We start from the raw sequence: 13636 nt of genomic DNA on the forward strand, positions 1-13636 counted from the left end.
GAATATAAAGCGGGTTCAGCGCATCCAGTTCTACCACCCAGCCATAGCGCGCGCCCTGGCCCGGGTCGCCATAGCCAAAGCCCAGGCCGGAGAGGCGGTTGAGCCAGGGGCCGGCATCGCCCTCGGCCAGCAGCACATTGCCCCAGGGCGTGGCGCTGCCGGCCTGCACCGCCAGCACGCCTTGCACAGTGCTCCCCACCTGCGCGGCGGCTGGGCCGGAGAGCTGGCAGAGCGTGCCATCGGAGAGGCGGCGGGTCTGATAGCCGCCCACCACTGTCACCCAGCGCCCGGCCTGATATTGCAGATTGACCACCGTCACACCCTGCTCGCGCCCGGCGATGGCGGGGCGGTCCATCCCGCCGGGAAACAGCATATTGGCCGGGGCGGTCGGGTTGGCCGTCACCAGCACCAGGCGCGGGATATTATCCTGCGCCGGCGGCGGGGCGATCAGCGCCGCGATCACCGCATCATAAGGAAACTGGTTATCCGCCTGCGCCAGGCTCAGCGCATCGGGGGTGAAAGGCGGCGCATCCGGCTGCAGCAGATCGCCCCAGCGGGCGATCACCAGCCGTGAGAAGCCGGGGCCGATCTTGTCGCCCAGCCCCGGCGCCTGCGGGTTGGCCGGGTTGTAGCCGAGATAATAAGGCGGGGTCGCCGCCATCTGCGCGCCAGCCCCGCCGGCGGCGAGGCTGGCAATGCCGGAGAGCAGCAGCGTGCGCCGGCGCATCGGCTAGAAGCTGCTGCCGGAGCTGCCGCCGCCGATATCGCCGGAGCTGCCGCCCAGGGAAGCGGCACCGCCAGCGCTGCTGTCGGAGGCCGTGCCCAGCGGGTTATAGCTGCCGACACCGCCGATCAGCTGCTGCAGGAAGCCGGCGGAACCGCCCGGAACCGGCGTCTGCTTGCCGTCCATATCGACGCGGATACCGTCCTTGAGATCCTTGCGGACATAGGATTCATAGGTGCCGTTGCCATTGAACGTGACGACCACGACGCTCTGCTTCTTCACGCCCTCGGTCTGGCCGATCCGCATCTTGGTGATCTGCGAGACATAGACCCAGTTATTCGGGTCATATTGCTCCACGAAGGTCGGCGGGCCGATCAGCGCCTGCACATCCGCCTGCTGCGACACGCCCGGGGTGAGCTGCTTCAACTCATCATTCGTCACCGCAATGCCGCGATAATGCGGCGCGTCGGAGAAGATGGCGCAGCCGGACAGGCCCGTCAGGGCGCAGAGAAGCAGGCTTTGGGACAGCTTGGTCAGGCGCACGCGTCTATCCTTAAACATTGGGAGCGATCTCTCGCCCGGTTGGGTCTCATGGCAGGGGCTTACGTGTCAATGCGCAGCGTCTATATTGCACGAATGACGGAAGAATTCAGCTATCCGGTGAAGGCCGGGCAGATCAAGGACCAGAAGCTCGACTACAGCCTGAAGGCGGACGAGGCGCAGCGCGCGGCGCTGGCCAAACGCTTCGGGCTGGTGGCGCTGGCAAAGCTCGAAGGGCAGTTCACCCTTTGGCACGAACGCTCGGGTATCATCGCCGGCACGCTGAAAATGCGCGCGGCTTTGACCCAGACCTGCGTGGTCAGCCTGGAGCCCATCGATGCCAAGCTGAACGAGACCGCTGCGCTGCGCTTCGTGCCGGAGGCGCATATGGGCCAGGCGCCCCGGGTTGAGGATAGCGACGAGGATGAGGAGGACATCACCCCGGACTCCTTCGATTCGCCCGACGAAATCCCTTATGCCAATGATATCATCGACCTCGGCGCCGCCCTGGCCGAGCAGCTGGGGCTGGCGCTGGACCCGTATCCGCGCAAGCCGGGGGCAAGTTTGCCGGAAGAGGCCAGCGACCATAGCGCCAACCCTTTCGCCGCCTTGGCCGCGAGGCTGACCAAGCCCGAGGGCTAGTACCCTGTTTTCCAATATAATGAGCAGCTATGACTTGCGATGCGTTCAGGCCTCTGCTACGCGGCGCCTTCCATAATACTCAGACTGTTTTCTGTAAGGCGTTTTGTCATGGCTGTTCCTAAGCGAAAGACCTCTCCCTCCCGCGCCGGCATGCGCCGCAGCCACCAGGCGCTGACCGCCAACGCGCATGCCGAGTGCGCCAATTGCGGCGAGCTGAAGCGCCCCCACCATGTGTGCGCCCATTGCGGCCATTATGACGGCCGTGAAGTCGTCGGCGCCGGCAAGGAAGCCAAGGGCGTCGTTCGCGTCTAACCGCTATGGCGGTATGGCGTGAAATGGTGGTGTAACCCGAGACAGGGGCGAGATGAGCCAGAGCAGTAAACTGGCAGTGGATGCCATGGGTGGTGACCACGCGCCGGACGCGATTATTGCGGGGCTCGACATTGCCGCGGAACGCCATCCGCAAGCGCAATTCCTGATTTTCGGCGACGAGGTGCGGCTGCGTCCGGTCCTGGCCAAGTGCAAGCGCCTGGCCGGGCGGTACGAGCTGCGCCACGCCGCCGAAGTGATCACCGGTGACATGAAGCCGACGGTGGCGCTGCGCCTGCGCGATTCCTCGCTGCGCCGGGCCATCGATGCCGTGCTGGCCGGCGAGGCCGAAGGCGTGATCTCCGCCGGCAATACCGGCGCGCTGCTCGCCCTCTCCAAAATCGTTCTGAAAACGCTGAAGGGCATTGACCGCCCAGCCATGGCCGCCATCGCCCCGTCCGCCAAGGGCGATGTGGTGATGCTCGATCTCGGGCTCAACGTGGTTTATGATGCCCGTAATCTGGTCGAGTTCGCGCTGATGGGCACGGTGTTTGCCCGCATTGTGCTGGGGCTTCCCACCCCCACATTCGGCCTGCTGAATATTGGCTCCGAGGAAGGCAAGGGGGATGAAACCCTGCGCGCCGCCTCCAATACTTTGCGCGAAAGCCCGATCGCCGGGCAGTTCTACGGGTTCGTCGAAGGCCACGACATCGCCGCCGGCACCGTGGATGTGGTGGTGACCGACGGCTTCACCGGCAATGTCGCGCTGAAGACCGGCGAGGGCGCCTTGAAGCTGGTAGGCGACCTGCTGCGCCAGGTTTTCTCCGCCGGGCCGTTCGCGAAAATGGGCTATCTCTTCGCCCGTGGCGCGCTGAAGCGCCTGAAGGAAACCTTGGACCCCCGCCGCTATAATGGCGCGGTGCTGCTGGGGCTCAATGGCGTGGTGGTCAAATCCCATGGCGGCACCGATGCGCTGGGCTTCGCCCATGCGGTGGATGTGGCGCTGGACATGATCGCCAATGATTTCAACAGCCGCATCGCCGACGCCCTGACGGCGATGGACCACGCCATCCTCTCCGAAGCCCCGGTGCCGAACCAAAATGGTTGATGACAATCTGAGCTTTCGCCGCGCCGTGCTCACCGGCATCGGCGCCTATCTGCCTGCGCAAATCGTCACCAATGCCGATATGGCGGCACGGGTGGAGACCTCGGATGACTGGATCACCGAGCGCACCGGCATCAAGCAGCGCCATTTCGCCGCCCCGCATGAAACCGCCGCCTTCATGGGCGCCGAAGCCGGGCGCCAGGCGCTTCAGAAGGCCGGGCTGGCGCCGGAGGCGCTGGGCGCGATCATCGTCGGCACCTCCACCCCGGATCAGGCTTTTCCCTCCACCGCCGTGCATATCCAGGCGGCGTTGGGCGCGAAGAACGCTTTCGGCTTCGACCTCGCCGCCGCCTGCTCGGGCTTCATCTATGCGCTCTCGGTCGCGGATGCGATGCTGCGCGCCGGGCAGGTGCAGAGCGTGCTGGTGATCGGCTCCGAGGTTTATTCCCGGATCCTGAATTTCGAGGACCGTACCACCTGCGTGCTGTTCGGTGACGGTGCCGGCGCGGTGCTGCTGGAAGCCAAGAGCGTGACCAAGGATGGCCCTGGCGTGCTCTCCACCCATCTGCACGCCGATGGCAAGCTGGCGGATATTCTCTATGTGGATGGCGCTGTCGGCCAGCCCGACAAATCCGGCCATCTGGTGATGCATGGGCGCGAGGTGTTCCGCCATGCGGTGACGCTGCTGGCCGGCGCGGTGAATGAGGCGCTGACCGAGAACGGCCTCACCGCCGCCGATATTGATCTGCTGGTGCCGCACCAGGCCAATCGCCGTATCATTGACGGTGTCGGCAAGAAGCTCGGCCTGCCGGATGAGCGCGTTATCGTCACTGTCGACAAGCACGCCAACACCTCCGCCGCCTCCATCCCGCTGGCGCTGGCGGTGGCGATGGAAGAAGGCAGGGCAAAGCCCGGCCAGCTGGTGCTGCTGGAAGCCTTGGGCGGCGGCCTGACCTGGGGCTCGGCCCTGCTGCGGCTGTAAGCCAACTAAAAAGCGTTTAAGATCAGCACCTCGCCACGAGTCGCCACCATTTCACGCGAATCGGTCAAGAACTGATTGACCGCCAAGCCGCTCGTGCTAATCTTGCAAAATGAACACTTTGACGCGTGCACAGCTTACCGAGGCGATCTACGCGAGTGTCGGCTTGTCGCGGCACGAATCGGCGGATCTGCTTGAGCATGTCCTGAACCGGATCGCGGATGCGCTCGAGGTTGGAAAATCCGTTAAAATTAGTGGCTTTGGCACTTTTTCTGTCAGGCAGAAGGGGCGCCGTATTGGCCGGAATCCGAAAACCGGTGTTGAAGTCCCGATCCTGCCGCGGCGCGTTCTGGTGTTTCGCCCCAGCCAGATGTTGCGCGACGCGGTGAATGGCGGCCCGTCCGCCCCCAAAGACTGACTGAGCGAAGGATCGCATGGTGGATGAAGAATTTAACGCGGCGCTGGATGACGGCGTAGCGTCCGACCTGAACCATGAGGCCGGGCGTCCGCGTATCCGCAAGGCCGCCGATGCGTTCCGTACCATTTCCGAAGTCGCTGACGAGCTGCATGTGCCCCAGCATGTGCTGCGCTTCTGGGAGACGAAATTCCCGCAGGTGCGGCCGCTGAAGCGCGGCGGCGGGCGGCGCTATTACCGGCCCGAGGATGTGGCGCTGCTGCGCCGGGTCGCGGATCTGCTTTATACTCAGGGCTATACGATCAAGGGCGTGCAACGTCTGCTGCGCGATTCCGCGCCGAACCACGCCGCTGAGCCGGCCCGCCAGACCGCGGTGGAATTGCCGCTGGACCAGCCGCCCGTGCCGGTTCCCGTTCTGGTCCCGGTGATCGATGCCTCCGAGACCATGCTGGTTGAGGAGGTGGTGCAGACCGAGGCCGCGCTGGGCGACGACATAACGCCGCTTGAGGATGAGGCCGCGCCGTCAAGCCCGGAGCCGGTCCTGGTGGAGGATGCGCCGGCGCCCCGCCAGCCTCTGGCGCCCGAGGACGAGATCCTGCGCCTGCGCGCGCTGCTCACAGAAACTTTGGTGGCGTTGGAGGCGATGCGCGGGGTTCTGCGCTGATTGCCTGATAAGCCTCTCGCAACACAAACCGCCGCGCCCGCTGGGCCGGCGGTTTTGTTTTAGCCATCGGTTTTATCGCCTCTGCCCCTTGGCGGCGCGCGCCCATGCTGCTACAGCCTCGCCCCACGGCCGGAGCGTAGCGCAGCCTGGTAGCGCATCAGTCTGGGGGACTGGGGGTCGTGGGTTCGAATCCCGCCGCTCCGACCATTTTCCATCTCATAAATCCTTGTTCATCAACGCTTGAACCCCCAATTCAGCGATGATTTGGCGCGCCCCGTGGCGTACCGCGAACAGGATCAAACGCATGAAAATCGGATTTATCGGGCTGGGGCAGATGGGCCACGGCATGGCGGCGAACCTCATCAAGGCCGGGCATGAGGTCACGCTTTATAACCGCACCCGCGAGAAGGCGGTGGGGCTGGATGCGCCGATCGCCGCCACCCCCGGCCAGGCCGCCGCCGGCAAGGAAATCATATTCACCATGCTCGCCAATGATGCGGCGCTGGAGGCGGTGCTGCATGGGCCGGATGGGATTCTGGCGCATCTGCCCCAGGGGGGCTTGCATATTTCCTGCAGCACCATCGCGGTCGCCACCGCTGAGATGCTGGAAAAAACCCATGCCAAGGCCGGGCAGCGTTATCTCTCCGCGCCGGTCTTTGGCCGGCCGGATGCCGCCGCCGCCGCCAAGCTGTTCATCGCCGCCGCGGGGGCCAAGGCGGATATCGAGGCGGCGCAGCCGCTCTTCGATGTCATCGGCCAGCGCAGCTTCGTGCTCAGCGAAACCCCCTCCCATGCCAATCTGGTCAAGCTCAGCGGCAATTTCCTCATCGTCTCGGTGATCGAGGCGCTGGGTGAGGCGCTGGCGCTGGTCGGCAAGGGCGGGGTGGATAAGGCGGCTTATCTGGAGCTGCTCACCTCCACTCTGTTCAACGCGCCGGTTTATAAAATCTATGGCCAGATCCTGCTGGAGCAGAAATTCTCGCCGCCCGGCTTCGCCGCGCCGCTCGGCCAGAAGGATATTCGCCTGGTGCTGCAGGCTGCTGAGGCGCTCAACGTGCCGCTGCCGCTCGCCAGCCTGCTGCGCGACCGCTTCCTGACGCTGATGGCGAATGGTGGTGAAAATCTGGACTGGGCCGCCATCGGCGCGCTGGCGGCGAAGGATTCCGGCCAGGCTTGAGCCGGCGCCCCGTTCCTTTTAGAACAGAGGCACGGGGATGGAGTCCCCCCAAAACCGCTCCTTCGGGGAGCTGATGACTCCTGCACGGATCATGCGCTTTGCATGGAACGCTGCGGGAGTTTTGTGCCTGATTGGCATCTCCCGCGGCATTGAAGAAGGAGAGAGAGACCATGCTGCAAACCCTGGTTGTCGCGCTGGGCGGGGCCATCGGCTCGGTCGGGCGCTATTGGGTGGCCCTATTCTTCGCCTCGGTCAGCAAGAATCTGCCCGTTGGCACCATCATCATCAACATCATCGGCTCCTTCGCCATCGGGTTTTTCGGCTCGCTGACACTGAGCCATGGCAAATTCCCAGCACCCGAGCCGGTGCGGATCTTCTTCATGGTCGGAGTCTGCGGCGGTTTCACCACCTTCTCCTCCTTCAGCCTGCAGACGCTGGATCTGCTGCGCGGCGGGGCGCCGGGCCGGGCGTTCCTGAACATCTTCGTCTCCGTGCTGTTCTGCCTGGCGGCGGTGGCGGCGGGGTACGCTTTGGGCACGCATCTTGGCGGCACCAGTGCCCAGGTGGCGGAGGTGGCGCAGAATGCGATCGAGGAGGAAGCCTCCTGATGTTGCGCGTGCTCGCCCTGCTCACCGAAACCGCGACGGCGGATCAAATCCTCTCCGCCAGCGCCTGCCTGCTCGCCCAGGCTGGCCCCACCGCGATCACGCTGCTGCACCCGCTGGCGCAGAGCGACCCTGACTTCATGCCCACCGAAGAGGTCCACACCGCCCGCACCGATGCCCGCTTCGCCGCCGCCCAGCAGGCGCTGGCGGTGGAGCTGGCGCAGCGCGCCGATGCCTGGCGGCAGTCTGGCCTGCCCAGCCTGGAGATCCGCGCCGGCGCGCCTGAGCAGATCGTCACCGCGGCGGCGCGGGAGGCGGATCTGATCCTGCTCGCCGCCCCGCAGGGCGATGCCGATGCCCGGGCGCTGCTGGACCTGCTCTTGCTGCGCCTGGCCAAGCCGGTGCTGTTGCTGCCCCGGCAGATGCCGCACAGCTTCGCCCAGAGCATCGCCATCGCCTGGTCGGATGCCGACAATGCCGCCGCCCGGGCCATCGGCGCGGTGCAGGCGCTGCTGCGCGCCTGCCAGCGCGCCACCATCCTGCTGGGCACCGACAGCCCCCATGCTGCGCCGCCGCCGCAAGCTTTGCTGGACAGCCTGGAAGCCGCCGGCCGCCCGGCGCGGCTGCATGAATTCGCCCTTGCCGGGCGCCATGTCGGCACCGCCTTGCTGGCGGAGGCACATGCGGTCGGCGCGGATTTCCTGGTCATGGGGGCGTTTACCCATGGCAGGCTGCGCGAAATCCTGTTTGGCGGCGCCACCGCCGAGGTGCTGCGGCAGCTCGATCTGCCGGTATTGATGCAGCATTGACCAGGCTGGGTCGATTTTGCCCCGAAATCTCGCGACTCTCTTCCAAAGCACCTTATATCCCCTAGCGATATGAATGATTTCCTGACCTCGATGCTGAGCCTGCTGGTGGTGGCGACCCTGGTGGCGCTGATCGCCCATCGTTTGAAACTGCCCTACACGGTCGGGCTGGTGCTGGCCGGCATCGCCCTGGCGGTGAGCCCGTTCCAGGCCGGGCTGACCCTGACCCAGAGCATCATCTATGAAATCATCCTGCCGCCTCTGCTGTTCGAGGCCGCGATCAATATCCAATGGAAGGATCTGCGTCAGGATGCGCTGCCGATCCTCACCCTGGCGCTGCCCGGCACGCTGATCTCGGCCGCCTTCGTCACCGCCGCTTTGCATTTCGGCCTGGGCTGGCCGTTGCCCCCGGCCTTGATGTTCGGCGTGCTGATCGCCGCAACCGACCCTGTCGCGGTCATCGCCATGTTCAAGGATAATGGCGTGCGCGGCCGGCTGCGGCTGCTGGTGGAGAGCGAGAGCCTGTTGAATGACGGCGTTGCCGCCGTGCTGTTCGCGCTGGCGTTGGTCTGGGTGCAGGCGGCGGGGCAGGCGCATGTCGGCGTCGGGCAGATTGGCGGGCTGCTGCTGGTCACGGTCGGCGGCGGCATCCTGGCCGGGGCGCTCTGCGCCGGGGTGGCGATTCTGCTGGTGCGCGGCACCGAGGATCATCTGGTGGAGAGCACCGTCACCGCCGTGCTGGCCTATAGCGCCTTCCTGCTGGCTGAGCATTTCCACGGCTCGGGCGTGCTGGCCACGGTCACCGCCGGGCTGCTGCTGGGCAATCTCGGGCTGGCCGAGACCAAGACCCGCTTCACCGGCATGGTCAGCGTGAAGGGCAAGGAGTTCGCGCTGGAGATGTGGGATTTCGTCGCCTTCATCGCCAACTCCATGGTGTTTCTGCTCATCGGCATCACCGTGGCGGGGATTCCGTTTCATAGACTGGGAATTTGGGCGCTGGTCTTCATCATTCTGGCGGTGCTGGCCGGGCGGGCGCTGACGGTCTATCCGCTTTGCGCTTTGTTCGCGGGCTCACGCTGGCGCATCGAGCCGCCTTGTCAGCACGTGCTCTGGTGGGGAGGCTTGCGCGGGGCGCTGGGGCTGGCGCTGGCGCTGTCACTGCCGCTGGACATGCCGATGCATGACGAGGTGCTGGTGGCGACCTTCGGTGTGGTCGTGGTCTCGGTGGTGGGGCAGGGGCTGACGATGCCGTGGCTGCTGCGGCACTTCAAGATTGGTGGCGTGCGGGAATAGAAAACCAAGAGCGCAATCGGCGTTGAGGTTGACGCGCCAGCCTCAACCTCAACACAGATTGCTCTAAAAAAATCGACTCACTTAGCCTTGGATTTCGGCTTGGCCTTTGCCGCCGGCTTCGCCGCCGGGGCCTTCACAGGCTTCGCCGGCGCATCCGGCAGCAGCTTCGCCCCCACGATCTCCTCGATATAAGCCCGGTAGCGCGCGATATACGCATCCATGCCCAGATGCGCCTCGGCATAATCGCGCGCGCCCTTGCGCAGCTTCGCGGTCAGCTTGGCATCACCCAGCAGCCGCAGCACGTTCTCGGCCAGCTTGTCATGGTCCAGTGTCGGTGTGGAGATCCCGTTCACCCCGTCCTTGATGAACTCCGCCACCGTCACGCTGTCCGCCCCGATGATGGCGCAGCCGCAGCCCAGCGCCTCGCGCAGCGACCAGGAGGCGACGAACGGGTAGCTGAGATAAACATGCGCGTCCGAACGCTTCAGCAGGGTCAGATGGTCGCCATACGGCACCTTGCCCATGAAATGCACGCGCGAGATGTCGATCTGGCCTTCCAGCTCCTTCATCATCTTTTGCCGCCAATTGCCGCCCTCGGCGGGCATGGCGCCATAGCTGATATCGTCGCCGCCGACGAGCGAGACCACCACATCCGGCCGCGCCTTCAGGATCGCCGGCAAGGCGCGCATCATGGTGTGGAAGCCGCGATAGGGCTCCAGATTGCGCGAGACGAAGGTGATCAACTTCTGCTTCGGCGTGACGGTGAGCGGGCCGACCTTCACGGTTTTCTTGAACAGGCTGGGGTCCGGCGCGCAGAGTGACAGATCCACCCCTTCCTCGATGATCCGCATCTTGCCGCGGGCCCATGCGGGGTAGGTGTCGTACTGCCAGCGCGTCGGGGTCTGGCCCCATTGCTCCAGCGCCAGCGCCAGCAGATTGATCGTGTTCTTGCCGCGCACCGCGCCGTAATTGGTCACATGCATCGGGAATTCCGGGTCGAAATTCACGTCTGAATCATGGATGCGGTAATAGAACTCGAAATAGCCGAGGATCGGCACGCCGGGGAAGACATCGCACAGATTGAGCATCTCACCCCAGCCATGATGGCCGATGATGATATCCGGCTTGAAGCCGAGCGCCTTGATCTGGGCGAGGCCCTGATAGCCGGCCTGGGCGCGGATCGCCGCCTGCTCGAATTCCCGCGCCGCCGGAGTGAGGGATTTGGGCGGCGGCGGCGGCCTTGAGTAGGTGACCTTGCGGACCCCTTCCATGTAATTCTGGTTCGGCTCGGACATGAACACGATCTCGTGCGTGCCCGGCTCCGCCTGGTTATCGGCCAGCAGGCTGCGCAGAATATGCAGATACTGGCCGGGAAAGTTCTGATGGACGAAGAGGAAATTCACGCCAGGCCTCGCCGGGTTTTACTTGCGGGCCTTGGCCGGCTTTTTGCCGCGCGGAGTCAGGGTGATCTGGAAGGCCTCCAGCGGCGCCAGCCGCTCGGCCTCGCAGGTCTCGTCATTGCCGACCGGCCCGGCCGAGGCGCCGCCGATGAATTTCGCGGAATAGGAAATATCGTACTGCTCAGCGGCTTCGCCGGAGAGACGCACACGCAGCCCCAAGAGCGGCAGCGCCATCCCGCGCGAGCCGCAATATTGCCCGGCTTCCACCCAAGGCGAGAGCCAGCCACGGCCCAGCACCGCCTGATAGGTGAAGTCCGCCGGGGCAACGCCCGCCGGCGCCTTGATCGAGAAGCCCTCGACCCAGTTCTTGCTGCCAGCCTCGCCCAGCCAGTCCCCGAAGCCAGCGCCGACATCGCCACGGCTCTGGATATGCGCCATGAAATCCATCTCCTCGGCCGGGTTCATCGCGGCGCTGGCCGGGGCAGGGGCGGCTTCAGCGGCGGCGGGCTGGTTGGCGGCGATCTGCGCCTCGCCCAGCAGCTGGCGCACCTGCAGCTTCGGCGCCGCATCCGGCAGGTTGGCGTATTGATAGATGGTCACCAGCACCTGGCCCGGCTGGTTCTTCACCCGCACCAGCGCGGCATCGCCCTCGGCATTCAGCCAGCCATCGCCACGGAAGCTGGAAATCTCGACATTCTGTGCGCCCGAGGGCGGCGGGGAGACGCGCACGCCCGGCATGCCGTTATGAATGGCAGCCCCAGGGTTCAGCTCGTTAACGAAACAGAACAGGCCCGGCGGCAGTTGCATCAGATGTCCGGTCACCTTCAGCTCCTGCAGCTTGGCGCCGCCCTGGTTGGCGGCCTCCGGCTGGGGGGCGGGAGCGGGCGCTGCCGGCTTCTTGGGCGTGGCGGTGGCGGATTTGGCAGCGGCCATGGGGTGTCCTCGAAGTTAGAAATTCAAAAAGCAAGACAGCGTGGTTGCCCATATTGTTGCAGAACTTTCCACACAAGCAAGGCATGACACAGCTAACTTAACGAAGCCCGACTGGCCAGCCTGAGGGCGGCGCTGCGGGGTCAAAAATTGATCCCGAGCAGGGCGTTGTTGATCCGTTCCGCGGGCAGACCGAGCGGCAGCACGGCGCCGCGTTGGGTGGCCCGCACCCGCTCCGCCTGCGCGCCGAGATCGAACACCAGCGCATACAGCCCCGCCGCCCAGGCCTCGGTGAGGGTGAAGCACCAGGTTTCCGGGCAGATCGAGGGAATGAAGGCGAGGTCGGGCTGGATCTCCGCGATCAGGCTGTCCAGCTCCTCCGGCTTGTAGCCGCCGGTGATCTTGACCCCGGCTTCAAGCAAGGCGCCGTCCTCGGCGCTGGACCCGATGATGAAAAATTCCAAGGGCAGGGCGCGGACTTTGGCGTCCAGCGCGCAATCCAGCAGCACGTCATAGCCCTTGGTGGGGCCAATGCCGCCCAGCACCGCGATCCGCCTTGCCCCGGTGCGTGGCGGCCGCAAGGAGACCGGCTGGCTGTCATCATCCCAAGCGGTGATGCGGGGCTTCAGCCCGGGGAAATGCCGCGCCAGGCGGCGGGCCATGTCGCCGGAGGGCACGCGCACCTCCCTGGCGCCAGCGAATTCGGCGCGGGAGCGGGTGAGCAGGCGTTGCACCGGCAGCGTCTCGAACACGCCGCGCCGGTCCTGCTTCACGCAGGTTTCGCAGCCTTTCACATCCGGCTCGCCGCAATAGCGCAACGGCGCCTCCCGCGTCGGGCGGTTGAGCAGCGAGACGCGGGGGCAGAAGCTGGCATAATCATGCAGCACGATGTCCTGCCGTACCCCCAGCGCCGCCGCCAGCCCACGCAGCGCCTCATGCTGGCCCAGCATATGGTGCATCTCCACCCGCTCGACCCGGAAGCCGCGCAGCAGCGCCAGCAAGGCCTCGAACTGGCAGGCGAGGTCGAAGGTCAGGTTGGGGCTGGTCTGGGTATGGCCATCGCAGAGCAAGGCCGGCCAGGGATAGCGCGGGGCCTTCCGGGTGGTGGGAAATTTCGTTGTCAGCACCAGGGGGAATTTCCCCTGCGCGCGCAATGCGGCGCAGACGCGCTCGATCTGCCGGGCCACCCCGCCGCCATGGCCATGGCTGATCAGCAGCACGCTGCGGCGCCCGGCGCGGGCCGCCTGCAGCCGTGCCGCATCCAAGGCGGCGCGGGCGGGGGCGAGCGCATCCGCCGCGCTGGCCGCTTCGATCAGCGCCCGGTAGCCCGGAAAGAGCTGCTCCAGCACCGCCTGATTGCGCCGCATCAGCGCCTGGGTGGCGCCCCGGAAGGAGACGCCGCCGCGATGCGCGACATAGGCGCCCAGCGCGGCGACGCTGGCAAAGCCGAGATGGCGTGCCCGCAGGCAGAAATCATTCTCCTCGCCATAGCCCTGGGCGAACAGCGCGGTGCGCAAAGCCCCTGTCTGTTGCAGGCAATCATGCCGGATATAGAGGCAGAACCCGACCCCGGTGGGGATCTCCGCCCAGCCCAGCCCGTTGGTTTTATGGGCCAGCCGGTCCAGCCTGGTGGCGCCCGCCAGATCCGGCATCGCATTGCCGCCGGCGGGATCGGGATAGGAGCAGAGCGTCGCTTCGTTGGAGAGTGGGGTGACGGTGCCGATGCAGGGCGCCGCATAGGCGACCTCGCGCAGTGTCGCGAAGGCATCTTTCGGGACCAAAACGTCACTGTTGAGTAATATCACATCGTGATTTTTGGCCGCGTCCAGGCCGGTATTCACCGCGTCGCAGAAGCCCCGATTCGCTTCGTGCCGCAGCAGCTCGATCTGGCCGCGCTTTGCCGCCCGGTTCAACAGGGCGGCCAGGGCCGGCTCCGGGGTGGCGTCATCGACGACGATCAGCCTTGCGCCGGGCGGCAAGGCGCGGCGCGCACTGGCCAGGGCGGCCCTGGTCTCCTCCAACCCGCGATAGACCGGCATGATGATGG

At 65.7% G+C, this 13636-nt stretch carries 15 protein-coding genes, 1 tRNA gene and 1 riboswitch; of the genes, 11 read left to right on the forward strand and 5 right to left on the reverse strand.

All coding sequences use genetic code 11. From position 1 onward, the window contains the following. On the reverse strand, positions 1 to 727 hold a 727-nt coding region (locus MXAZACID_RS04365; protein ID WP_008492892.1), incomplete at its 3' end, for an alkaline phosphatase PhoX. Positions 728 to 730: 3 nt separating this feature from the next. After that, the gene (locus MXAZACID_RS04370) at positions 731 to 1267 is read right to left on the reverse strand and encodes an outer membrane protein assembly factor BamE (RefSeq protein ID WP_008492894.1); all 537 of its coding nucleotides are present in this window, start codon (positions 1265 to 1267) and stop codon (positions 731 to 733) included. Between the two features lie 69 nt (positions 1268 to 1336). On the opposite strand from MXAZACID_RS04370, the gene MXAZACID_RS04375 reads away from it, so the two are divergent. From MXAZACID_RS04375 to MXAZACID_RS04425, 11 genes are all read left to right on the forward strand, one after another. Next, on the forward strand, positions 1337 to 1906 hold the full coding sequence (locus MXAZACID_RS04375; protein ID WP_240376569.1) for a DUF177 domain-containing protein: 570 nt from the start codon (positions 1337 to 1339) through the stop codon (positions 1904 to 1906). Between the two features lie 108 nt (positions 1907 to 2014). Then, the gene (gene rpmF, locus MXAZACID_RS04380; RefSeq protein ID WP_008492897.1) at positions 2015 to 2218 is read left to right on the forward strand and encodes a 50S ribosomal protein L32; all 204 of its coding nucleotides are present in this window, start codon (positions 2015 to 2017) and stop codon (positions 2216 to 2218) included. Positions 2219 to 2270: 52 nt separating this feature from the next. Beyond that, a complete protein-coding gene (gene plsX, locus MXAZACID_RS04385) occupies positions 2271 to 3323 on the forward strand; it encodes a phosphate acyltransferase PlsX (RefSeq protein WP_026438649.1) in 1053 nt (350 codons plus the stop codon). Next, the gene (locus MXAZACID_RS04390) at positions 3316 to 4302 is read left to right on the forward strand and encodes a beta-ketoacyl-ACP synthase III (RefSeq protein WP_008492899.1); all 987 of its coding nucleotides are present in this window, start codon (positions 3316 to 3318) and stop codon (positions 4300 to 4302) included. Before plsX ends, MXAZACID_RS04390 begins: the two co-directional genes overlap by 8 nt. A gap of 109 nt (positions 4303 to 4411) precedes the next feature. Continuing rightward, positions 4412 to 4717 carry an integration host factor subunit alpha gene (locus MXAZACID_RS04395; protein WP_008492900.1) on the forward strand — a complete coding sequence of 102 codons (306 nt, stop codon included), beginning with the start codon at positions 4412 to 4414 and terminating at the stop codon, positions 4715 to 4717. A 16-nt stretch (positions 4718 to 4733) separates the two neighbouring features. Beyond that, a complete protein-coding gene (locus tag MXAZACID_RS20015) occupies positions 4734 to 5378 on the forward strand; it encodes a MerR family transcriptional regulator (protein WP_008492901.1) in 645 nt (214 codons plus the stop codon). A 130-nt stretch (positions 5379 to 5508) separates the two neighbouring features. Beyond that, positions 5509 to 5585 (forward strand) — tRNA-Pro (locus MXAZACID_RS04405). 97 nt (positions 5586 to 5682) lie between these two features. Beyond that, complete coding sequence (locus tag MXAZACID_RS04410; protein WP_008492903.1) at positions 5683 to 6555, forward strand: NAD(P)-dependent oxidoreductase; 873 nt, start codon at positions 5683 to 5685, stop codon at positions 6553 to 6555. A 24-nt stretch (positions 6556 to 6579) separates the two neighbouring features. Next, positions 6580 to 6645, forward strand: a riboswitch (Fluoride riboswitch). Between the two features lie 80 nt (positions 6646 to 6725). Next, on the forward strand, positions 6726 to 7163 hold the full coding sequence (gene crcB / locus MXAZACID_RS04415) for a fluoride efflux transporter CrcB (protein ID WP_008492904.1): 438 nt from the start codon (positions 6726 to 6728) through the stop codon (positions 7161 to 7163). Next, complete coding sequence (locus MXAZACID_RS04420; RefSeq protein WP_008492905.1) at positions 7163 to 7969, forward strand: universal stress protein; 807 nt, start codon at positions 7163 to 7165, stop codon at positions 7967 to 7969. The genes crcB and MXAZACID_RS04420 overlap by 1 nt, the downstream gene beginning before the upstream one ends. 69 nt (positions 7970 to 8038) lie before the next feature. Beyond that, a complete protein-coding gene (locus MXAZACID_RS04425) occupies positions 8039 to 9259 on the forward strand; it encodes a sodium:proton antiporter (RefSeq protein WP_008492906.1) in 1221 nt (406 codons plus the stop codon). A 77-nt stretch (positions 9260 to 9336) separates the two neighbouring features. Here the strand turns inward: MXAZACID_RS04425 and MXAZACID_RS04430 are convergent, their stop codons facing one another. The 3 genes from MXAZACID_RS04430 to MXAZACID_RS04440 form a co-directional block, all read right to left on the reverse strand. Further along, complete coding sequence (locus tag MXAZACID_RS04430; RefSeq protein ID WP_008492907.1) at positions 9337 to 10662, reverse strand: glycosyltransferase; 1326 nt, start codon at positions 10660 to 10662, stop codon at positions 9337 to 9339. Between the two features lie 18 nt (positions 10663 to 10680). After that, positions 10681 to 11592, reverse strand: coding sequence for a hypothetical protein (locus MXAZACID_RS04435; protein ID WP_008492908.1), 912 nt, complete (start codon positions 11590 to 11592; stop codon positions 10681 to 10683). Between the two features lie 140 nt (positions 11593 to 11732). Beyond that, a partial coding sequence (locus MXAZACID_RS04440; RefSeq protein ID WP_008492909.1) for a glycosyltransferase occupies positions 11733 to 13636 on the reverse strand: 1904 nt, incomplete at its 5' end.

Origin of the sequence: Acidocella sp. MX-AZ02, assembly GCF_000306035.1 — a bacterium.
Lineage (GTDB): Bacteria > Pseudomonadota > Alphaproteobacteria > Acetobacterales > Acetobacteraceae > Acidocella > Acidocella facilis.